Source organism: Bacillus sp. A01H (assembly GCF_045277205.1).
GTDB classification, from domain to species: domain Bacteria; phylum Bacillota; class Bacilli; order Bacillales; family Bacillaceae_G; genus Bacillus_A; species Bacillus_A paranthracis.
The window spans coordinates 617501-639584 of record NZ_CP117702.1 but is presented as its reverse complement, the minus strand read 5'-3'; the positions used below and the strand labels follow the sequence as shown (position 1 = coordinate 639584).

The window sequence follows — 22084 nt, the reverse complement described above, 5'->3', positions numbered from 1 at the left end:
ATAGTTATGAATCTTTAGCGATTAAACAGTCCTTTTACACACATTAAAAATCGAATTTTTTGACAATTAATCCTTTAATTGTTATGATTAATATAATTGTTAACTTTATTAAACAAGGGTGGGATTCTATGATAAAAAAAGAAAACAGTGTATTCTATATCTCCATCTTGCTAACAACATTATTCATCATATGGGGAATTACCCCAGCAAGTTGGATACAAGGCTATGATTTACAAAGCGTTACATCTTCTTTAAACTCATTTATCCTCAATAAATTTGGATGGTTTTACTCTCTACTTATGACTGCAATGATTATTTTAGCCGCTTATTTAGCATTTTCTAAGTACGGTTCTATTCGTCTTGGTAAAGATGGAGAAAAACCAAAGTATAGTTATCCATCTTGGCTATCCATGTTATTTGGGGCAGGAATGGGAATTGGACTCCTCTTTTATGGAATCGCTGAACCGATTTCACACTTTACAGATCCACTAACAGGAAAAGCAGGTACAGAGGAAAGCGCCAAGCTCGCTATGCAATATTCATTTTTCCACTGGGGTCTCTTTCCATGGTCACTATACGCAATGGTTGCTTTAACAATTGCATATTTCACATTCCGCAAACAAAAAGGTAGCACAATTGGGGCTACAGTTACTCCATTATTTAATCGATCGAAAAATTCTCCTATCGGAAAAACAGTCGATATTTTAGCTGTTTTAGCCACAGTATTTGGTATTGTGCCATCTGTTGGGATTGGTGCTCAACAAATTGCTGGGGGATTAAGCTATTTATTCCCTTCTATTCATAACACTTTACTTACACAGCTCGTACTTATCGCTATCTTCGCTGTTTTATATTTAACAAGTGCACAAACAGGCTTAGATCGTGGGATTAAATATTTGAGTAACTTAAATTTCTCTCTTGCAGGTATATTACTCGTCTCCTTCTTACTTTTAGGACCAACTGTATTTATTATGAAATATTTCACATCTACACTCGGTTCTTATATTGGAGCTTTACCTAGTATGGGATTAAATTTAGGAGCATTTAATGAAAAATCTTCTTCTTGGATAGAAAACTGGACTATTTTCTATTGGGGATGGTGGATCTCTTGGTCCCCATTCGTCGGTACATTCATCGCCCGTATTTCTAAAGGACGCACAATAAAAGAATTTATTTTTGGAGTTGTATTAGTCCCAACTCTCATCTGCACATTTTGGTTTGCAGTATTTGGCGGTACCGCTATCCATATGGAAATGTTCCAATCGCTTGGTATAGCTGATGAAATCGCAAAAAATGGTACAGAGATTGGATTATTTGCTGTTATTTCACATCTACCGTTCTCTACATTTTTAACAATTATCGGGTTAATTTTAGTAGCCACATTTTTCGTTACTTCTGCTGACTCGGCAACATTTGTCGTTTCTATGCAAACAAGTAACGGAAGCTTATCACCAAAAAATAGTTTAAAACTTATATGGGGATTAACAATCGCGATCATCGCAGCTATTTTATTACAAGCTGGAGGATTAAATGCACTGCAAATTGCAGCGATCATCGCAGCACTACCATTTTCTATCGTAGTCGTCCTTATGGTTACTTCACTCTTTAAAGAGCTACGAAAAGAAGATGTTAATTTGCAAACGAAAGAAGTTCCGCAAAAAATAAAAAAGGTTATGTAACGATTGGCACCTCAAATTATTTCTAAATCCATGATAAATGAGGAAAAAAGTAAATTAAAAAACCCCATTCGTATGAAATATAATTTTCATACGAATGGGGTTTTTTACTCTATTATATAGTGTTGTAAACATGCCTTCTCCTCAAAACCTACTTTCTTGTACAACTTCATCGCACGATCATAATTCGTATTCAAACATAGTTCTATCTCTCTCATCCCTTGGAAGGAGAAAATATATTGAATTGAAGCTTGTAATAACCGCTCTCCGACACCTTTTCCATTTATCTCCTTCTAAAAAAGACATCATCATAAGTATATTTCAAAATGAAATCGCCATGATAATGTCTTCTTAAAAACTCATATAATCATATTACGTTATAATAAAATAAAACGTTTTTTATTTCTTAAATAATCTCTTTCTAAATACAAACATACTCAATGCTGAAAGAACTAACGCTATGCCTGAAAGTAATGTTGAAGTATTCTCTTGTCCACCTGTTGCTCCTAATGATTTCTTACTTTCTTCTTGCTTATTAACAACTGGTTTATTTTCTTTCACAACTTGATTATTCACGTTTTGTTCTTGGACTACTGTGGATTGATTTACTGCGTCTTTTGAACCTTCAATTTCTTTTCCTGTTCCTTTTATCTCAGCTTTCGCCTCTTCAACTTCTTTTATTGGCTCTTTTACTTCCTCTTGCTCTTCTTCAACTTCTTTTATTGACTCTTTTACTTCCTCTTGCTCTTCTTCAACTTCTTTTATCGTTTCTTTCACTTCTTCTTTTGTTTCTTCAACTTCTTTTTCCGGCTCTTTTACTTCCTCTTGCTCTTCTTCAACTTCTTTTATCGTTTCTTTCACTTCTTCTTTTGTTTCTTCAACTTCTTTTTCCGGCTCTTTTACTTCTTCTTGCTTTTCTTCAACTTCTTTTATCGTTTCTTTCACTTCTTTTTCCGGCTCTTTTACTTCCTCTTGCTCTTCTTCAACTTCTTTTATCGTTTCTTTCACTTCTTCTTTTGTTTCTTCAACTTCTTTTTCCGGCTCTTTTACTTCTTCTTGCTTTTCTTCAACTTCTTTTATCGTTTCTTTCACTTCTTCTTTTGTTTCTTCAACTTCTTTTTCCGGCTCTTTTACTTCTTCTTTCGGTATTAATTTTTCTACTATATTCTGCATGACGATGCCACTATATAATATGCCCGTCTCATAATGATCTGCATCCAAGTCAAATTCATATATTTTTTCTCCTAGAGTACTCCAAATGATTCCCTCATCAGTAAGCATTCCACCTGCACTCTTTAACGTAATCTTTTCAATTCGTTCCCCTTCTAAATCATATACAGGTATTTTCACTTCTTTATTTATTTCTGCATCATCCAAAATGACCTTTTGCCTTCTAACATCAATTGTTCCCCACTGGCCTAATTGTATTAACGGCCTTACATCACGAATCTCATTTTCAGCTAATTTTAAACTAAGTAAGTCTAACATTGATCCAAGAACTGACACATCTTTAATACGATTATCTGTAAGATTTAACCATTGTAAATTTTTTAATGAAGATAATGGAGTAGTATCTTCAATTTGATTATGAGATACATTCAAATTATTCAATTGTTTCATGTTTAAGATGAACTCAATATTTTTCAGACCTACTCCTTCCAAAGTGAGTTTTTCTAAGTTCATCATGTATTCTAAGCCCGTTATATCTTTTATCTCTTTTCCTTTTTCTTTAAGGATCTCTAATTTTTTAATCTGTAATAAATCTTCTTTTGTGATAGGAGCGTTTAAATTCTCTCTACCTAAATTCTCTTTATTAATATGTTGTTGTAAAGTTTTATCGAGAATTACATTTTCCTTTTGTTCATTATCCTCTTTTATTTCATCTAACCTTTCAACAACATTTTGAATTACTGTTCCATTAAACTTAATACGATTTTCTTCTGGCTTTATATCTAATATAAATTCGTATGTTTTTTCACCGGTAGTACTCCATTTAACAGAACCATTATTAACTATTCCATCTCCATTCTTTAATTGAATAGTATCGAGTGGCTCGCCTTGTAAATTATAGATAGGTATTTTAACTTCCTTATCTTTTTCTACATCATCTAAAAAGATTTTTTGTCTTTGAACGTCAATGTACATTCTTTTTCCTAACTCTTGAACCGGTCTAACATCACGAATTTCATTTGACGCTAGCTTTAAATCATATAAACCTGTTAATTGACTAAGTGGTGTTATATCTGAAATATAGTTTTCTTCTAAATTAAGTGATTGTACAGTAGACATTCTTGATAAAGGTTCGATGTTTTCTAATTCATTTTTAGAAAGGTCTAACTCTACTAATTTTTTCATTGGTGTAATATGTTCAATATTAGTAAGTCCATTGTTACTTAAAGATAAACTCTTCACATTCTTCAGTTGCTCAATCCCAGCAAGATTAGCATTACTAATTTGATTATTTGCTACAGTCAAAGTCCTTAAAGATTTCGCTGTAAATAATGGTTTAATATCTTTTATATAATTACTATTTAAATCTAGCAATTTAATCTTCTTCATTTGACTTAGTGGGCTTAAATCTGAAATTTTATTATTTCTCAAGCTTAAACTCTCAATATGTTCTAACTCAGCCAAAGGTCCAATATCTTCAAGTTCGCCATAGGTTATACTTAATGATTTCAATTGCCTCAAATTCGAGATAAATTTTATATTTTCTAACTTAACTTCTTCCAACGTTAAGTTTTCTAAGTTCTTCATATATTCTAGACCGCTTACGTCTTTTATTCCTTTACTTTTAGCTTCAACGACTATTAAAGATTTAACTTTTAATAAATCTTCCTTAGTTATTGGGGTATCTAAATTTTCTCTATTCAAGTTATATTTATTAATATGCTTTTGTAATTGCTTATCTAATATTACATTTCCATTTTCATCTTGTTGATCCACTTTATCCTCTTTATTTTCCTTTTGTGCTTCTGGAACATTATTTTCTAAATTCAATGTATTTACTTCAAATTGTACTTGATACTTATTGTCATAAGCCATTGTCGGAATATAAATATGCATTTGCATATTATACCTTTTTCCTAATTCCCCTACTTCAAACTGAATCACTTTCGTTCCATTTTTCTTTTTATCTTCTGATATTACTTTCACATCATGAAACACACCAGGAGTATGTATATCCTCTGTTTTCAAGTATTGAAAGAAGTCACTATCACTTAACGTTGCTGTTACAATTTTCTTTCCGTTCTCAACTGTTAATTTCGGATTTTTTATATAAACAGCTGCCATAGACTCTTCATTTGTTTTATCTTTATACGCTTTAATAACAGCGTCATATGTACCATCTTCTAAACCTTGTCCCGTTTTATTCGCCTCAATTGCTACTGCCGCTAAAGCAGGTGTTGAATAAACAGCAAACGGAAGTGATAACGTCGCCGCTATAATCATTGCATTTATATGTTTTCTTTTATTTCTTTTCAACTTGACATCTCCTCCAAAATATACAAATTAAAATGTAATCATTTCTCGAATAAATGATAATGATTTTCATTATCATTGTCAACTAAAAAAATAACCCCTCAAAAAGGGGTTATGCCATTTTCTCTCCTGATTCTTCTCTAAAAAAGCTCTTCATCGCATGAAATACGTCTGCTTTTTGCTTTAAAATATAATATCTGAAGTTTTCATCTTTAATATTTTTATAGGCTGACATAAGTGTACTGTGGCGATTGTACTGATTCACTTCCCCATACCCAAACATATTACACTTCTTCATTAATTCTTCAACAAGTTTTACACATCTAGCATTATCTGATGTTAAATTATCACCGTCTGAAAAATGGAATGGATAAATATTATAGCGGTCTGGTGAATATTTATTATCGATTAGCTCAAGTGCTTTTTTGTATACAGAAGAACAAATTGTTCCGCCACTTTCTCCTTTTGAGAAAAACTCTTCCTCTGGAACTACTTTTGCCTCCGTATGATGGGCAATAAATTCAATATCTACTGTTTCATACTTTGTGCGTAGAAATCTCGTCATCCAGAAAAAGAAGCTACGCGCCATATATTTCTCCCATATTCCCATCGATCCACTCGTATCCATCATCGCTAATACAACAGCTTTTGAATCTGGCTTTAATACTTCATTCCAAGTGCGGAATTTTAAGTCTTCTTGGTGAATCGGATGGAAAGATGCTTTACCACGCATCGCATTTCGTTTATATGCGGATATCATCGTTCTTTTCTTATCGATGTTGCCCCATAATCCTGTTTTTCTAATATCATTAAATTCAACATGTTCAATCCGGTTTTCATCCATTTCTTTTCTCTTTAAATTAGGTAATTCTAATTCTTTGAAAAATGCTTGCTCTAATTCCAAAATAGAGACTTCAGCTTCATAATAATCTTCCCCAGCCGCATCCCCTGCTCCTTGCCCTTTTCCTGGTCCTTTTTGCTTTTGACCACCTGATCCATCTCTCGCAACGACATCACCAACTTTGCTGTCACCATTTCCTTGCCCAACGTGTTTGTTTTTATCATAATTGTACCTAATCTTATATTCATCTAAAGAACGAATCGGTATTTTTACAACATCCTTACCATTAGACATAACAATGCTTTCTTCTGTTACAAGATCGGGTAAATTATTCTTAATTGCCTCTTGTACTTTCTCTTGATGGCGTTGTTGGTCGTCATATCCTTTGCGATGGAGGGACCAGTTTTCCTGTGAAATCGTATAATTTGGTTGGTTTTCTTCACCCATTTCTTTCCCTCCTTACTGTAATTGTCTTCCTATATGAACAGCAAGCTAGAAATTTTGTTTTATACTGTACCAGCTAGAATGAAAGGTAACTGCCCATCGAAAATCATCCCATAAACATATATAACGTTTTTCATATAATACTCCGAGCATCCTAAACAAAATTTTGCCACTCACATACTAGAAAAGAATCATTCAGCCTTTGATAAGAAAGAAACACAATGCATAGTTGCACACATTTACACTTTGCAACATATTGTATTGTGTTGGCTTTTTTCGTATGAATGGTTGGTTACTCTATCATATGCATATTGTAAAAATAATTGACAATAAATTCATAAAATTGCATCTTAATTTATTACATTTGGACAAGGTATGACACTTTACACATATGACTGGATAATAAAACGCTGTCCCGCAAAATACAAGAGACAGCGTTTTGTTATCAAACTATCGATTTAGCAGGCTACCTACATAGCGTAATAATTCATTTGCTGAAGAAGAATTATAGCCGTGCTCATCAATTAAACGTGCAACAACATCATTAATTTTCTTCAGCTGATTTTCGTCTGGTGTTTTCGTTGATGTTGTAATTTTCACTATATCTTTTAAATCAGCAAATAGCTTCTTCTGAATCGCTTCACGAAGACGTTCGTGCGAATTATAGTCGAAGCGTTTTCCTTTACGTGCATAAGCAGAGATGCGAATTAATATTTCTTCCCGGAATGCTTTTTTAGCATTTTCTGAAATTCCAATTTGCTCCTCAATCGAGCGCATTAACTTTTCATCTGGGCTCATTTCTTCACCTGTTAACGGATCACGTAATTTCGACTTATTGCAGTACGCCTCAACGTTGTCTAAGTAATTATCCATAAGTGTCTTAGCGGATTCTTCATACGAATAAACAAACGCTTTTTGTACTTCTTTTTTAGCAATTTCATCATATTCTTTTCTTGCTAATGAAATGAAGTTCATATAGCGCTCTCGGTCTTCATTACTAATCGATGGATGCTGATCCAATCCATCTTTTAAAGATCTAAGCACATCTAGAGCATTAATAGATGGTACCTCTTTTCGAATAATTGTAGAAGAAATGCGGTTAATAACGTAACGAGGATCAATACCTTTCATACCTTCATCTTGATATTCGCGTTGCAACTCCTCTACATCAATCGCATTATAACCTTCTACCGTTTCTCCATCATACAAACGCATCTTTTTAATTAAATCAATATCTGGACGCTTCGGATCTTTTAAACGAGTTAAAATCGTAAACATTGCTGCAACCCGAAGTGTATGCGGTGCAATGTGCACATCGGACACGTCACTTTCACGAATCATTTTTTCATAAATATGTTCTTCTTCACTCACTCGTAAATTATATGGAACTGGCATTACAATAATTCTTGAGTGTAATGCTTCATTTTTCTTATTTGCTATGAAAGAGCGATACTCTGTTTCATTCGTATGCGCTACAATTAATTCATCTGCTGAAATAAGTGCAAATCTTCCCGCTTTGAAATTCCCTTCTTGTGTAAGCGATAATAAATGCCATAAAAACTTCTCGTCGCATTTTAACATCTCTTGGAATTCCATCATCCCACGGTTTGCCTTATTCAATTCTCCATCGAAGCGATACGCTCGTGGATCTGATTCTGAACCATATTCTGCAATTGTAGAAAAGTCCAAGCTACCTGTTAAATCTGCAATATCTTGTGATTTAGGATCAGAAGGGCTAAATGTACCAATACCAGTTCGGCGATCTTCAGAGAAGAAAATACGCTCCACAACTACATCTTCAATTCTCCCACCATATTCTTGCTCTAGGCGCATAACGTTGAGTGGTGATAAATTCCCTTCAATTCTTACTCCATACTCATCAAAGAAATCATCTCGTAAATGATGCGGAATTAAATGAAGTGGATCTTCATGCATTGGGCACCCTTTAATTGCAAAAATTGCTCCTCGATCTGTTCTTGAATATGTTTCTAATCCTCGTTTCAACATCGTAACTAATGTTGATTTACCTCCACTAACAGGACCCATTAATAATAAAATACGTTTTCTAACATCTAATCGTTTTGCAGACGGATGAAAATATTCCTCTACAAGACGTTCTAAAGCATCCTCTAACCCAAATAGCTGATTACTAAAGAAGTTATACTTTCTTCTACCATCAACTTCTTCAATTCCAGCATCTTTTATCATATTGTAAATGCGAGAGTGTGCTGTTTGAGCCACCCATGGTCTTTCCTTCACAAGCTCCAAATACTCCGCAAACGTACCTTCCCATTGTAAGCGTTCTTCTGCTTCTCGATGCTGTTCAATTTTTTTTAGAATATCCATTATAGCTCCTCCCCCATCTCCTTGTTCAATCGGATTATTATAAAAGGTATGCTAGGATGTCCTTAAACATTCTTTAAATCAAAATGAAATATACAGTAGTGTTATAAAATTCTCTCCAAAATTCAAAGAAAATTCTGTATAATATAGGTATTAAAGTTTTTACACCTCTATTCATTTTAAATAAATTCTTTTCTTCCAAGAACATTACATACATTTCGATTCATATTTCAGATTCGTAAACTGAAAAAATAGGAGGGATATTAGTATGAAATTATTATTAATTTTAGGTGTATCACTCACATTTCTTACAGCTATTTTTACATCTGGTTACAATGATAAACCCGGTACACATAAAAAGTGATGTGCTTCTTAGCACATCACTTTTTTTATCGATTATTTATAATACACATTTTCCACATCATATTTTGATAAAGGGCGGCTATAATAATAACCTTGTACAAACTTCACATTCTTTTCCTTCAAAAATTGTATTTGTTCCGCTTTTTCTACCCCTTCTGCAATTACATTCAATTCCAACGTATGAGCTAGATGAATAATTGCAGCCGTAATATTCGTATCACGTTCATCTACATGTATACCTTCCATAAAAGAACGATCAATTTTCAAAGTATCAATTGGATACGTTTTTAAATAACTTAAAGATGAATACCCTGTACCAAAATCATCTAAATGAATCTTTAAATTTTGTTCTTTTAATTGTAGCAATACTCTTTTCGATATATCTTTATGTATAAGGGCTCCTTCTGTAACCTCTATCGCTAATAAATGAGCTGGTACATTGTACTTATGTAAAGCTCGTGTAATCATCTCTATTAATGTAATAGAGCGAAAATGCCTGGCTGAAATATTAACTGCAATTGGGACAACTTCATATCCTTTATTTAACCATTCGCGTATTTGTCGACACACTTCATTTACTACCCATTCATCAAGCTTAATAATAAATCCTGTTCTTTCTGCTAGCGGAATAAATTGATTGGGAGAGACAAATCCTAATTCTTTATTCTCCCACCTTATTAAAGCCTCCATACTAGCTATTTTTTTCGTTTCAATATTAATTTGCGGCTGATAATATAAGAAGAATTCATTTTTTTCTATAGCACGATGTAATTGGTTTTCTATTATAAATCTTTGTTCACGCTCACAATCTAACCCACTGCAATAAAAATGATAATGCCCTTTTCCTTTTTCTTTTGCTTTTTCCAAAGCAGCATCAACTCTTTGGAATAATATCTTTTCATCTTCTCCATCTGTTGGAGCCATTACAATTCCGATTGAAGCACTTAAATACACGTCCTCTTCTTCGATTACAAAATGTTCACTAATCCTTTTCAGTATGTTTTTGGAAACTCCCTCTACACGTTCTTTCGTTATATTTTCTATTAACATAACAAATTGATCATCGTGTTCTCTAAATAAGTGTATACCGGGTATTTGAAAACTGCTTAAACATTCTGTAACTTTTTGTAACACTTTATCTCCTTCTTTATGACCAAACGTATCATTAATAAGGTGAAATTCATCTAAATCTATAAAGATAAACGCAAAAGCTACCTTCTCATTTAAAAAATCATTTAACTTATTTGTACATGAAATTCTATTCATTAATCCTGTTAGCTGATCATAATAAGCTAAATATTCCGTTCTCATTTCATTTAATATTTGCTTTGTAACATCCCTTGTAACAATATATACTCCAACAATTTCACCATTTACAATAATCGGGATAGTTCTCAAGGAAATATAGAGCTCGTACCCTTCTTTATGAACATATTTCTTTGAAACAATTTGCTTTGCCCTTCCTTGCATGGCTTCTTTAAATATAATTTGAAAATCTTTTTCATATTCTTTATTAATAAATTCAAAAATAAACTTATTATTTAATTCTTCAAATCGGTATCCAAATATTTCATACGTTGCTGGATTTGCATATGTAATTCTTCCTATAGAATCTATAGATATGATGGAGTCATTATTATATTCTAGTAATGACTTAAACAGCATTTGTTTTTCCTCTATCTCCATCTTCTCCTCTATTTGAGCTGTGATATCCCTTGTAATACAAATAATAAACTGACATACTCCTTCTTCATCAAATACAGGATTAAGTGAAGATTCATAATGTAAATTACCAGTTGGTAAACTAACTACATCACAAAAGGTATGTGCTTTCGCTTCGCTCGCTACTTTTGCATATTGCACTTGCAATATTTCCGCCGTATCTTCCGGTAATACTTCTGCAAAAGTTTTTCCATAACATTCTTCACTTAGCTTCGCATAATCCATACCTAACTTATTTACATAAATATATGTAAATGTTTCATCATCAATAACTTTAACAATAAATACTAAATCTTGAATAGCATGTAATAATCCTCTTCTTATTAAATCCATATCTATCATACTTAAAAAGGTATTTTGATTACTATATTGTTCCTTCATATTTATCTCAACCCGTCTGATCTATTTTTATTCATATATCCCATTTTATATGAATATGTATCCTTTTTTAAATGTATGATTACATATTATTTTTATTTTTAGAAAAAAAGTCGCCATATGGCGACTTTTAATAAACAATTTCTAAATCTAATCCTGGATAATTTTGTTGACGGAATGCTTCATAAATTAAAATAGCTGCTGTATTAGATAAATTTAATGAACGCACTTTATCAGTCATTGGAATACGTAAACAATGATCGAAATTTTCTTCGATTACATTAGCTGGTAAGCCGTTCGTTTCTCTTCCAAATACAAAATAGTAATCCTTCTCACGTTTGCTATAATCAAACGCTGTATGAGCTTTCTCGCCATACTTTGTTAAATAGAAGAATTCACCGTCTTTATTTTTCTCATAAAACTCTTCAATTGAATCATAATACGTCATTTTCACGTGCTGCCAATAATCTAATCCTGCACGCTTTAACATTTTATCATCCGTTGAAAATCCAAGCGGTCTAATCAAATGTAATTCTGTTCCAGTTGCTGCACAAGTACGAGCAATATTCCCTGTATTTGCTGGAATTTCTGGTTGATATAAAACAACATGTACTCCCACGCGATATTCACCTCTGTTTTTTGTCTACTACGTATTATACCACTTGAGCGAAAAATCTCTACCCATTAATAATATGAAAGAATTTATATTTCATTTGTGGTGTATATTTACTAGAATCTTCATAGTTCTAATAACGCCGACGGCTATTCGCTGAATGTGCATTTACAAGTGGCATACCATCTGCGTCTTTTGCTACTACAATCGTCGTATGGTTCCACCTACCATCATCCTCGAAATCATAAGCGATGACATCACCAAGAATAAGGTCCTCTGGCCTTTCTACAGCTTCAGCTCGAAGTCCTGATGTAGCACCTGACAAATACCAATAAAAAGAGTGTGCAACAGCCCAGCTCCAACTCCACTGATTCTCCCTTTGCCACCATCCTTTACGAATATTAGGATATCCATTCATTGGTACTTCTCCAGTATGAAGACATTGAGAAATAAAATTCGTACAATTATCAGGGAAATTACGATATGCAGGGTTTCGATCATCCCACCAACGCTCTGCATATTTAACTGCCTCTAAACGGTTGTACTGATAGGAACCGTACTTCTCTTTTGTAACTTCCCTTTCTAATGTCTCACTCATTCCAACTGCTTCTGGCACTTCAATAGCATAATCACTTATTATCCGGCTATTATTTAAACAAACTCTTCGTTTTAATTGTTCCTCTTCAATATAAAATAATTCTTTATGCTTAATTAAATATTTAAAATGTATTTGATAATCAATTTCTTGATGATTGCTATTATTTAATTGCCTCATAAAAGAAACATCCGCAGTTGCTTTTACTATCTCTGCATTACGCTTTTGAAATAATTGTTTCTTTCTCTTTGCTATTTGTAATAAATCTTCAGCAATACCATCTACATTTGTTCGTTTCTCTGTTATATATGCTAAAAAGTGTTGGACTTGCTTTTCAATATTTATTTTTACAACCATTTCGTCTCCCTCCCATATTACAATATGAAAAAGGGAGATATTATCTACTCTTTTTTCTGCGCTAACAGTTCAAGTCCGCGATTCATTTCATGAAGAACCTCTTCGTCTTTCTCACGTTGCATCGCTTTTTCAATAGCTTCGCCCACGCCGTCTCCACCAATTTTTCCAAGCGCCCACGCTGCCGTCCCGCGAAGCACTGGTCTTGGATCATCTTTCATAACACCTATTAAATCTGGAATTGCTGATGCTTCTTTAAAATGTGCAAGTGCCACAATTGCATTTCGTTGCAACGGTTTTTTACCTCTCCATGAACCAGACATAATTCCATATTTCTCTTTAAAATCACGATTGCTAATTGTTAAAAGCGGTGTTAATAACGGTTTAACTAACTCAGGATCTGGTTCCATCTCAGGGTGATTATGAAAATCCATTCCTTTATTTTTCGGACAAACTGTCTGACACGTATCACATCCATAAATACGATTACCTATTTTGTCGCGATACTCTTCTGGTAGGAATCCTTTCGTCTGTGTTAAAAATGCTATACACTTCTTCGAATCTAACTGTCCTCCTTGTATTAAAGCACCTGTAGGACAAATATCAATACACTTTGTACAGCTCCCGCATTGATCTTCTATCGGCTGATCTGGTGGGAATGGAACGTTTGTAATCATTTCTCCTAAATATACATACGAACCAAATTCAGGTGTAATAATAGAGCAGTTCTTACCGCTCCATCCAATACCAGCACGCTCTGAAACAGCTCGATCACTTAATTCACCCGTATCAACCATTGACTTAACTTCTATATCGGGAAGTTTTTCGATTAAATATGCTTCTAATTTCTGCAAACGATCTCGTAAAACTAGATGATAATCTTGTCCCCAAGAAGCACGACAAAAAATCCCACGGCGTTCTCCACGCTTACTTAATGGTGCATTTTTTAATTTTGAAGGATACGCTAATGCAATCGCAATAATTGATTTTGCACCAGGTAATAGAAGCTGTGGATTCGTTCTCTTTTCTATATCAGGCTCTTCAAATCCAGATTGATAATTTAATTGTTGCTGCTGGATTAACCGCTGCTTTAATTCTTCAAATGGTGAAGCACTAGCAAAGCCTATTTTATCTATACCAATCGTTTTACTATACGCAATAACATCTTGCTTTAATTGTTCAAAATCCATTCCTAATCATCTCCTCAGATGAATCCATCCTTCATGTAACGATCTATTAGTTAGCAATTCACTTTCGGAATACTATTCTTTACTTCTATTTTCGCATACAATTACGTTTTCCAAACATTAAAAAACGCAATGCCTCGTTTATCTCGGAAACGAAACACTGCGTTGATCACAATTTATAGAAAAACATTTAATAAAATTTGGAGCGGGTGAAGAGAATCGAACTCTCGACCAGAGCTTGGAAGGCTCTTGTTTTACCACTAAACTACACCCGCAAATATGAAATACATATAAGATATTAGAATAACTTATGTAAAGTAGTATAGCATGTAAAAAAAGCGGAAGCAAGAATTTTATCGAAAAAAGTCGAAAAAGTGATGAGTAGCTCATCACTTTTTCAATTCTTTATCAATCGCCTTCTTCATACTATCGAAATCAGGGTTTGCAAGATTTCCGTTTATATATACTGAAGGAGCACCTTGAACTTTTAATTTTTGAGCACGATCTGAATCTTTACGTACTTTTTCTTTTATTTCTTTACTGTGTAAATCTTTCTTAAATTGATCTACATCAACTTTCGGAAGCTTCTCTTTCACAATGTTAAGAAGTAATTCTTCTGTAATCCATTCTTCCGTATCTTTCTTTTGACTTTGATAAATCTCATCATAGAAAGTCCAGAATGAATCTTTATCTTGTTTATAAATTGCTTCACCAGCTGCTGCACCTAAATCAGAGTCTTTCCCAATAAACGGAAAATTAATAAAGTATAACTGCACTTTACCTTTATCAATATACTCTTCTTTTAATCGTGGCAATACTGTTACATCCCAAGTACGACAAGCGGGACATTTGAAGTCTCCAAATTCAACTACCTTAACCGGAGCATCATCTTTCCCTAAAGATTGTTGTGTGGAATAAGCAAACATCTCATTCCCTTTATCTTTTTTGTCATTTATGATGCTATACGCAATCGTTCCGATCACAATCAATACTGCAATGGAAAAAACTATACCAAGAGCCATGAGTTTGTTCGATGATTTCATATACATTCCTCTTTAATTTCATATTCTGTATACAGCATTGTACACAATACACATAATATCAACACTTATATACGTCACGCAATGAACACGCTCACATAAATTACAAAAACACAATAATTGTGACGATATTGTGTCACGATTTGTCACAATTTATTCAAAAAAAGAAGCTCCTATGTAGGAACTTCCATTAGCTTACTGCTTTTTCACGAGCACTATTCAACATCGACTGCTCTGTTTTTATATCATGACGAATGACTAACTTCTCACTAACTGCTTGCACATACTCATCATGATTGATATAGCCTTCTTTCTCCATCAATCTCAAAACGACATTTCGTCTCTCTACGGCCTTATCATAATTTTGTGCCGGTGAGTAATAAGCAGGTGCCTTTACTACAGCAGCCATCATTGCACTTTCAGCCAATGTTAATTGGCTCACCTTTTTACCGAAGTATAGGTTTGCTGCTTTTTCAATTCCCCATGCTCCTTCTCCGTAATAAATATTGCTTACATACAATTTTAAAATTTCATCCTTCGTAAATGTACGTTCAATTTTTTTCGTATAGAAAATCTCTTTCCACTTACGAGAAAATGTACGTTCATTCGTTAAAAAAGCATTTTTAGATAACTGTTGTGTAATTGTGCTTCCGCCTTGCACAACACCACCAGCTTTTATATTTTCAACAGACGCTCTGACAATCGCTATATAATCTAAACCGTTATGATGATAAAACCTTTTATCTTCTGTCGCAATAAATGCATGTGTCAATGATTCTGGTACCTCTAACTTAGCCGGTACATGTAATTTACTAATATCACTTTTCTCAATCATTACATTTCCAATGAATAATAACGTAAAACTTAACAATAATAATAAAATAATGGCTTTATAAAAAAACTTAGTCATTGGATTTAATGCAACTTTTTGATGATAGTTCACCCTAGATAATACTCGTTCTTTCATCTTAAACACCTCTTTTCCACATAGCGTATAACTCTTACTTTAAGAATACCTTGTTGTAAAAAAATATCCCATCGATTTCTCTTACACGTACCTTACATCATTGTAAGGTATAAATTGAAACTTTCATCAGACCCCCACCAATCTGGCTGCCCGGCAAATAGCGGGATAAAAAAGTATTGTATCACAGCCCTTTTTTATCTACTATTCATCTGAAATATTGAATATAGATTATGCTAAATCAATAGCAGATTAGATCTTAAGGCTATTATACTTTCTCTATTAAAGCGCCCTATTTTCATTATATCATCTACCAATATATATACTTTTGAGTATCTAGTAATCTAAATGTACATAATATATCATATATTATACAGAACAAACGTTCTTTAAATCAATACTAACGCTATTATTATTTTGACCTTTTTCTTAAACAGTATACAAAAAAGAGTATTGATTTGACTGTATCTCAAATCGGCTACTCTTTTCTTTACAATCTTCCTATTAAGTTATACGGCTGCACTTCCCACGTTTCATACGGAATGAAATGGGTTGCTCTCATCGCATCAAGCGTTCTGGATTTCATATGAGGACGCGTTATATACTCATTTATGTTCTCTTCGTTTAAAGCTACAAATTTAGCCTCTTGTATTTCTTCATGTTGAATTTTTATTTCACCGCTTACATATGCTACTTTAAAAACGACAGCTAAAATGTTCATGGAAGCATTATAATAAACTCCTGTAACTCCAAGCGGCTTCACAGTTAAACCCGTCTCCTCAAGCATTTCCCTACAAACAGCTTGATCGAGTGCTTCCCCTTCTTCTACCTGTCCTCCTGGTAACTCCCACGTATCAGCTCGCCAGTGTACCTTTGCTAATAACACTTCATCTTTTTCATTTGTTAAATAGCCTGCTACAGCAACGATATGTTTTGGTGTTTTTTGTTCCATGTTAAGCCTCCTAGCAATAATGAATATTTCATATATCCCTATAAGCATATTCCCTGTTTACAATAAAATACCTTTATTAAAAAAGCCCCTATTCGTTAAACGAACAGGGGCTTTTATCGTATTATTCTCCTAAGTCTACGTTGTGATAAACTTGTTGTACATCTTCTAAATCTTCTAATGCATCAACCATTTTTTCAAATTGTGCTTGTGCATCTTCAGGAAGTGTTACATCGTTTTGTGCAAGCATTGTTAATTCGGCAACTGTAAATTCTTCAACACCCGCATCTTTAAGAGCAGATTGTACTGCATGGAATTGATCTGGTTCAGCATACACGATAACAGCATCTTCTTCTTCAAGTATGTCACGTGCATCCACATCTGCTTCCATTAAAATCTCAAGAACTTCATCTGATGTTTTCCCTTCAAGGCCGATAACAGCTGTTGCATCAAACATGTAAGCTACAGAACCGTTTACACCCATGTTACCACCGTTTTTGCTAAATGCAGCTCGTACATCTGCTGCAGTACGGTTTACGTTGTTTGTAAGTGTATCTACAATTACCATAGCTCCATTTGGTCCGAATCCTTCATAACGAAGCTCGTCATAATTTTCTTCTGAACCACCTTTTGCTTTTTCAACTGCACGATCGATAATTGTTCTTGGAACATTGTATGTTTTCGCACGTTCTAATACAACTCTAAGCGCTTGGTTTGATTCCGGATCTGGCTCGCCTTGTTTTGCCGCTACATAAATTTCACGTCCAAATTTCGCGTATATACGGCTAGTATTTGCATCTTTTGATGCTTTTTTATCTTTAATATTATTCCATTTACGACCCATACTTTCCACTCTCTTTCCCGTTTTAAATCTACATAAAAATATTAATATGAAATATCATGTGTGTTCAACACATTTTTAAAAGAAATATAAAAAGTTCATTTTTGATTCATATTACAGACATAATATAAATCACTATCATTTTGTTCTTTCGACAAGTTATATTATACATGAATTCCTACGTTTATTACGAATTTTAGAAGCACATAACATAATTTAGCAAAAAAATCCTACCATTTCACCAACACACTATTTATGCTTATTTTGTAGTGTGATGAAAATATAAAAAGACTCTACACATTTGGTGTAGAGTCTTTTTATTACGCCGTTCGTGATACCGATGGTCGGGGTCGAACCGACACTCCCGAAGGAACACGATTTTGAGTCGTGCGCGTCTGCCAATTCCGCCACATCGGCACAAAAGAAAAGGCGGCAACCGGATTTGAACCGGTGATAAAGGTTTTGCAGACCTCTGCCTTACCACTTGGCTATGCCGCCATATAAAATTTTACTGGAGCGGAAGACGGGATTCGAACCCGCGACCCCAACCTTGGCAAGGTTGTATTCTACCACTGAACTACTTCCGCAAAAATGGCTGGGCTAGCTGGATTCGAACCAGCGCATGACGGAGTCAAAGTCCGTTGCCTTACCGCTTGGCTATAGCCCATCGAATTCTTACTTAATTATATGTAAGCATCCATTAGATTATTTATAATTTTTAAAATAAAAATGGGGCGACTGATGGGAATCGAACCCACGAATGCCGGAGCCACAATCCGGTGCGTTAACCACTTCGCCACAACCGCCATGTTGTGTAAATATATTTGGCAGGGGCAGTAGGAATCGAACCCACACTGGAGGTTTTGGAGACCTCAGTTCTACCTTTAAACTATGCCCCTATGTAAATGGTGGAGGGGGGCAGATTCGAACTGCCGAACCCGAAGGAGCGGATTTACAGTCCGCCGCGTTTAGCCACTTCGCTACCCCTCCGAAACTTACATGGTGCCGGCTAGAGGACTTGAACCCCCAACCTACTGATTACAAGTCAGTTGCTCTACCAATTGAGCTAAGCCGGCGTATTTTATTAAAGTAAATGGTGGCTCGGGACGGAATCGAACCGCCGACACGAGGATTTTCAGTCCTCTGCTCTACCGACTGAGCTACCGAGCCTTATTAAAATGGCGGTCCCGACCGGGGTCGAACCGGCGATCTCCTGCGTGACAGGCAGGCATGTTAACCACTACACCACGGGACCATTTGGTTGCGGGGACAGGATTTGAACCTGCGACCTTCGGGTTATGAGCCCGACGAGCTACCGTGCTGCTCCACCCCGCGATAATATTATTCATATAGTTTATATGGTGGAGGATGACGGGATCGAACCGCCGACCCCCTGCTTGTAAGGCAGGTGCTCTCCCAGCTGAGCTAATCCTCCAAAAGTGGTGACCCGTACGGGATTCGAACCCGTGTTACCGCCGTGAAAGGGCGGTGTCTTAACCACTTGACCAACGGGCCAAATATTATAAATCCTATGGCGGAGAGCAAGGGATTCGAACCCTTGATACGCTTGTGACGTATACACGATTTCCAATCGTGCTCCTTCGGCCAACTCGGACAGCTCTCCAATGGCTCCGCAGGTAGGAATCGAACCTACGACCGATCGGTTAACAGCCGATAGCTCTACCGCTGAGCTACTGCGGAATAATATTGCCTGGCAACGTCCTACTCTCACAGGGACAAGGTCCCAACTACCATCGGCGCTAGAGAGCTTAACTTCCGTGTTCGGTATGGGAACGGGTGTGACCTCTCTGCCATCATTACCAGACATTATTCTTTTGAGACAATCATTATTATAACTTATTTTCTTTAAAAGTCAACAAGTTTTTTATGTTCTCTCAAAACTAGATAACATTGCTACATATTATATGGTTAAGTCCTCGATCTATTAGTATTCGTCAGCTCCACATGTCACCATGCTTCCACCTCGAACCTATCAACCTGATCATCTTTCAGGGATCTTACTAGCTTACGCTATGGGAAATCTCATCTTGAGGGGGGCTTCATGCTTAGATGCTTTCAGCACTTATCCCTTCCGCACATAGCTACCCAGCTATGCCCTTGGCAGAACAACTGGTACACCAGCGGTGCGTCCATCCCGGTCCTCTCGTACTAAGGACAGCTCCTCTCAAATTTCCTACGCCCACGACGGATAGGGACCGAACTGTCTCACGACGTTCTGAACCCAGCTCGCGTACCGCTTTAATGGGCGAACAGCCCAACCCTTGGGACCGACTACAGCCCCAGGATGCGATGAGCCGACATCGAGGTGCCAAACCTCCCCGTCGATGTGGACTCTTGGGGGAGATAAGCCTGTTATCCCCGGGGTAGCTTTTATCCGTTGAGCGATGGCCCTTCCATGCGGAACCACCGGATCACTAAGCCCGACTTTCGTCCCTGCTCGACTTGTAGGTCTCGCAGTCAAGCTCCCTTATGCCTTTGCACTCTACGAATGATTTCCAACCATTCTGAGGGAACCTTTGGGCGCCTCCGTTACACTTTAGGAGGCGACCGCCCCAGTCAAACTGCCCACCTGACACTGTCTCCCGGGTCGATAAGACCCGTAGGTTAGAATTTCAATACAGTCAGGGCGGTATCCCACCAGCGCCTCCACCGAAGCTAGCGCTCCGGTTTCAAAGGCTCCCGCCTATCCTGTACAAACTGTACCAAAATTCAATATCAGGCTACAGTAAAGCTCCACGGGGTCTTTCCGTCCTGTCGCGGGTAACCTGCATCTTCACAGGTACTATAATTTCACCGAGTCTCTGGTTGAGACAGTGCCCAAATCGTTACACCTTTCGTGCGGGTCGGAACTTACCCGACAAGGAATTTCGCTACCTTAGGACCGTTATAGTTACGGCCGCCGTTTACTGGGGCTTCAGTTCAGAGCTTCGCTTACGCTAACCCCTCTCCTTAACCTTCCAGCACCGGGCAGGTGTCACCCCCTATACTTCGCCTTACGGCTTCGCAGAGAGCTGTGTTTTTGCTAAACAGTCGCTTGGGCCTATTCACTGCGGCTTTCCGTTAAGAAAGCACCCCTTCTCCCGAAGTTACGGGGTCATTTTGCCGAGTTCCTTAACCAGAGTTCTCTCGCACACCTTAGGATTCTCTCCTCGCCTACCTGTGTCGGTTTGCGGTACAGGCACCTTTTATCTCGCTAGAAGCTTTTCTTGGCAGCGGGGAATCAAAGACTTCGCTCCATAAGGAGCTTCCCCATCACAGCTCAGCCTTTACGATAAGCGGATTTGCCTACTTATCAGCCTAACTGCTTGGACGTGCACAACCAATCGCACGCTTCTTCTATCCTTCTGCGTCCCTCCATTGCTCAAACGATAAAGAGGTGGTACAGGAATATCAACCTGTTGTCCATCGCCTACGCCTGTCGGCCTCGGCTTAGGTCCTGACTAACCCTGAGCGGACGAGCCTTCCTCAGGAAACCTTAGGCATTCGGTGGACGGGATTCTCACCCGTCTTTCGCTACTCATACCGGCATTCTCACTTCTAAGCACTCCACCAGTCCTTCCGGTCTGACTTCACTGTCCTTAGAACGCTCCCCTACCACTGATACCATTCGGTATCAATCCGCAGCTTCGGTGGTGTATTTAGCCCCGGTACATTTTCGGCGCAGAGTCACTCGACTAGTGAGCTATTACGCACTCTTTAAATGGTGGCTGCTTCTAAGCCAACATCCTAGTTGTCTAAGCAACTCCACATCCTTTTCCACTTAATACACACTTTGGGACCTTAGCTGGCGGTCTGGGCTGTTTCCCTTTTGACTACGGATCTTATCACTCGCAGTCTGACTCCTAAGGATAAGTCATTGGCATTCGGAGTTTGACTGAATTCGGTAATCCGATGAGGACCCCTAGTCCAATCAGTGCTCTACCTCCAAGACTCTTACACTTAAGGCTAGCCCTAAAGCTATTTCGGGGAGAACCAGCTATCTCCAGGTTCGATTGGAATTTCTCCGCTACCCACACCTCATCCCCGCACTTTTCAACGTGCGTGGGTTCGGGCCTCCATTCAGTGTTACCTGAACTTCACCCTGGACATGGGTAGATCACCTGGTTTCGGGTCTACGACCACGTACTAAACGCCCTATTCAGACTCGCTTTCGCTGCGGCTCCGCCTCTTCAGCTTAACCTCGCACGGGATCGTAACTCGCCGGTTCATTCTACAAAAGGCACGCCATCACCCGTTAACGGGCTCTGACTATTTGTAGGCACACGGTTTC

At 36.8% G+C, this 22084-nt stretch carries 11 protein-coding genes, 16 tRNA genes, 2 rRNA genes and 2 pseudogenes (1 of these 31 only partly in view); 1 reads left to right on the top strand and 30 read right to left on the bottom strand.

What is annotated here, in order from left to right:
* Positions 1 to 128: 128 nt before the first annotated feature.
* A complete protein-coding gene (gene opuD / locus PSR14_RS03515) occupies positions 129 to 1679 on the top strand; it encodes a glycine betaine transporter OpuD (RefSeq protein WP_000591587.1) in 1551 nt (516 codons plus the stop codon).
* 104 nt (positions 1680 to 1783) lie between these two features.
* On the opposite strand, the pseudogene PSR14_RS03510 reads toward opuD, so the two are convergent.
* The 30 genes and pseudogenes from PSR14_RS03510 to PSR14_RS03365 form a co-directional block, all read right to left on the bottom strand.
* Positions 1784 to 1954 (bottom strand): annotated as a pseudogene (locus PSR14_RS03510) (GNAT family N-acetyltransferase); the annotation flags it as partial.
* Positions 1955 to 2075: 121 nt separating this feature from the next.
* Positions 2076 to 5162, bottom strand: coding sequence for an NEAT domain-containing protein (locus tag PSR14_RS03505; RefSeq protein ID WP_406644149.1), 3087 nt, complete (start codon positions 5160 to 5162; stop codon positions 2076 to 2078).
* A 109-nt stretch (positions 5163 to 5271) separates the two neighbouring features.
* Entirely contained in the window at positions 5272 to 6447 is a 1176-nt protein-coding gene (gene yhbH, locus PSR14_RS03500) for a sporulation protein YhbH (RefSeq protein ID WP_000503513.1), read from the bottom strand.
* A gap of 447 nt (positions 6448 to 6894) precedes the next feature.
* Entirely contained in the window at positions 6895 to 8790 is a 1896-nt protein-coding gene (locus PSR14_RS03495; protein ID WP_000353279.1) for a PrkA family serine protein kinase, read from the bottom strand.
* Positions 8791 to 9183: 393 nt separating this feature from the next.
* Positions 9184 to 11253 (bottom strand): GGDEF domain-containing phosphodiesterase, encoded by a 2070-nt coding sequence (locus tag PSR14_RS03490; protein WP_000664307.1) that lies wholly within the window; start codon positions 11251 to 11253, stop codon positions 9184 to 9186.
* Between the two features lie 127 nt (positions 11254 to 11380).
* Positions 11381 to 11869, bottom strand: coding sequence for a tRNA (uridine(34)/cytosine(34)/5-carboxymethylaminomethyluridine(34)-2'-O)-methyltransferase TrmL (gene trmL, locus PSR14_RS03485; RefSeq protein ID WP_098487497.1), 489 nt, complete (start codon positions 11867 to 11869; stop codon positions 11381 to 11383).
* 58 nt (positions 11870 to 11927) lie between these two features.
* A pseudogene (locus tag PSR14_RS03480) lies at positions 11928 to 12815 on the bottom strand (amidase domain-containing protein).
* Between the two features lie 44 nt (positions 12816 to 12859).
* Positions 12860 to 14002, bottom strand: a complete 1143-nt coding sequence (queG, locus tag PSR14_RS03475; protein ID WP_073541021.1) for a tRNA epoxyqueuosine(34) reductase QueG — start codon at positions 14000 to 14002, stop codon at positions 12860 to 12862.
* Positions 14003 to 14200: 198 nt separating this feature from the next.
* Positions 14201 to 14274: transfer RNA gene (locus tag PSR14_RS03470), tRNA-Gly, on the bottom strand.
* 114 nt (positions 14275 to 14388) lie between these two features.
* On the bottom strand, positions 14389 to 15042 hold the full coding sequence (locus tag PSR14_RS03465) for a thioredoxin (protein WP_000842720.1): 654 nt from the start codon (positions 15040 to 15042) through the stop codon (positions 14389 to 14391).
* A gap of 187 nt (positions 15043 to 15229) precedes the next feature.
* Entirely contained in the window at positions 15230 to 16006 is a 777-nt protein-coding gene (locus tag PSR14_RS03460; RefSeq protein ID WP_000664704.1) for a transglycosylase domain-containing protein, read from the bottom strand.
* A gap of 487 nt (positions 16007 to 16493) precedes the next feature.
* Positions 16494 to 16955 carry an NUDIX hydrolase gene (locus PSR14_RS03455; protein WP_000436092.1) on the bottom strand — a complete coding sequence of 154 codons (462 nt, stop codon included), beginning with the start codon at positions 16953 to 16955 and terminating at the stop codon, positions 16494 to 16496.
* Between the two features lie 121 nt (positions 16956 to 17076).
* Positions 17077 to 17796, bottom strand: a complete 720-nt coding sequence (locus PSR14_RS03450; protein WP_000532946.1) for a YebC/PmpR family DNA-binding transcriptional regulator — start codon at positions 17794 to 17796, stop codon at positions 17077 to 17079.
* 332 nt (positions 17797 to 18128) lie between these two features.
* A tRNA-Leu gene (locus PSR14_RS03445) sits at positions 18129 to 18210 on the bottom strand.
* 10 nt (positions 18211 to 18220) lie between these two features.
* Positions 18221 to 18291 (bottom strand) — tRNA-Cys (locus tag PSR14_RS03440).
* A gap of 14 nt (positions 18292 to 18305) precedes the next feature.
* A tRNA-Gly gene (locus PSR14_RS03435) sits at positions 18306 to 18380 on the bottom strand.
* Between the two features lie 5 nt (positions 18381 to 18385).
* A tRNA-Gln gene (locus PSR14_RS03430) sits at positions 18386 to 18460 on the bottom strand.
* 63 nt (positions 18461 to 18523) lie between these two features.
* Positions 18524 to 18599: transfer RNA gene (locus PSR14_RS03425), tRNA-His, on the bottom strand.
* A gap of 19 nt (positions 18600 to 18618) precedes the next feature.
* A tRNA-Trp gene (locus PSR14_RS03420) sits at positions 18619 to 18692 on the bottom strand.
* A 7-nt stretch (positions 18693 to 18699) separates the two neighbouring features.
* Positions 18700 to 18783: transfer RNA gene (locus PSR14_RS03415), tRNA-Tyr, on the bottom strand.
* Between the two features lie 10 nt (positions 18784 to 18793).
* A tRNA-Thr gene (locus PSR14_RS03410) sits at positions 18794 to 18869 on the bottom strand.
* Between the two features lie 18 nt (positions 18870 to 18887).
* Positions 18888 to 18963: transfer RNA gene (locus tag PSR14_RS03405), tRNA-Phe, on the bottom strand.
* A gap of 9 nt (positions 18964 to 18972) precedes the next feature.
* Positions 18973 to 19048, bottom strand: a tRNA-Asp gene (locus PSR14_RS03400).
* Positions 19049 to 19051: 3 nt separating this feature from the next.
* A tRNA-Met gene (locus PSR14_RS03395) sits at positions 19052 to 19128 on the bottom strand.
* A gap of 24 nt (positions 19129 to 19152) precedes the next feature.
* Positions 19153 to 19228 (bottom strand) — tRNA-Val (locus PSR14_RS03390).
* Between the two features lie 5 nt (positions 19229 to 19233).
* A tRNA-Glu gene (locus PSR14_RS03385) sits at positions 19234 to 19308 on the bottom strand.
* A gap of 17 nt (positions 19309 to 19325) precedes the next feature.
* Positions 19326 to 19417: transfer RNA gene (locus PSR14_RS03380), tRNA-Ser, on the bottom strand.
* Between the two features lie 2 nt (positions 19418 to 19419).
* Positions 19420 to 19494 (bottom strand) — tRNA-Asn (locus tag PSR14_RS03375).
* Between the two features lie 8 nt (positions 19495 to 19502).
* A 5S ribosomal RNA gene (gene rrf, locus PSR14_RS03370) occupies positions 19503 to 19618 on the bottom strand.
* 100 nt (positions 19619 to 19718) lie between these two features.
* Positions 19719 to 22084, bottom strand: a 23S ribosomal RNA gene (locus PSR14_RS03365); it runs 557 nt beyond the window's last position.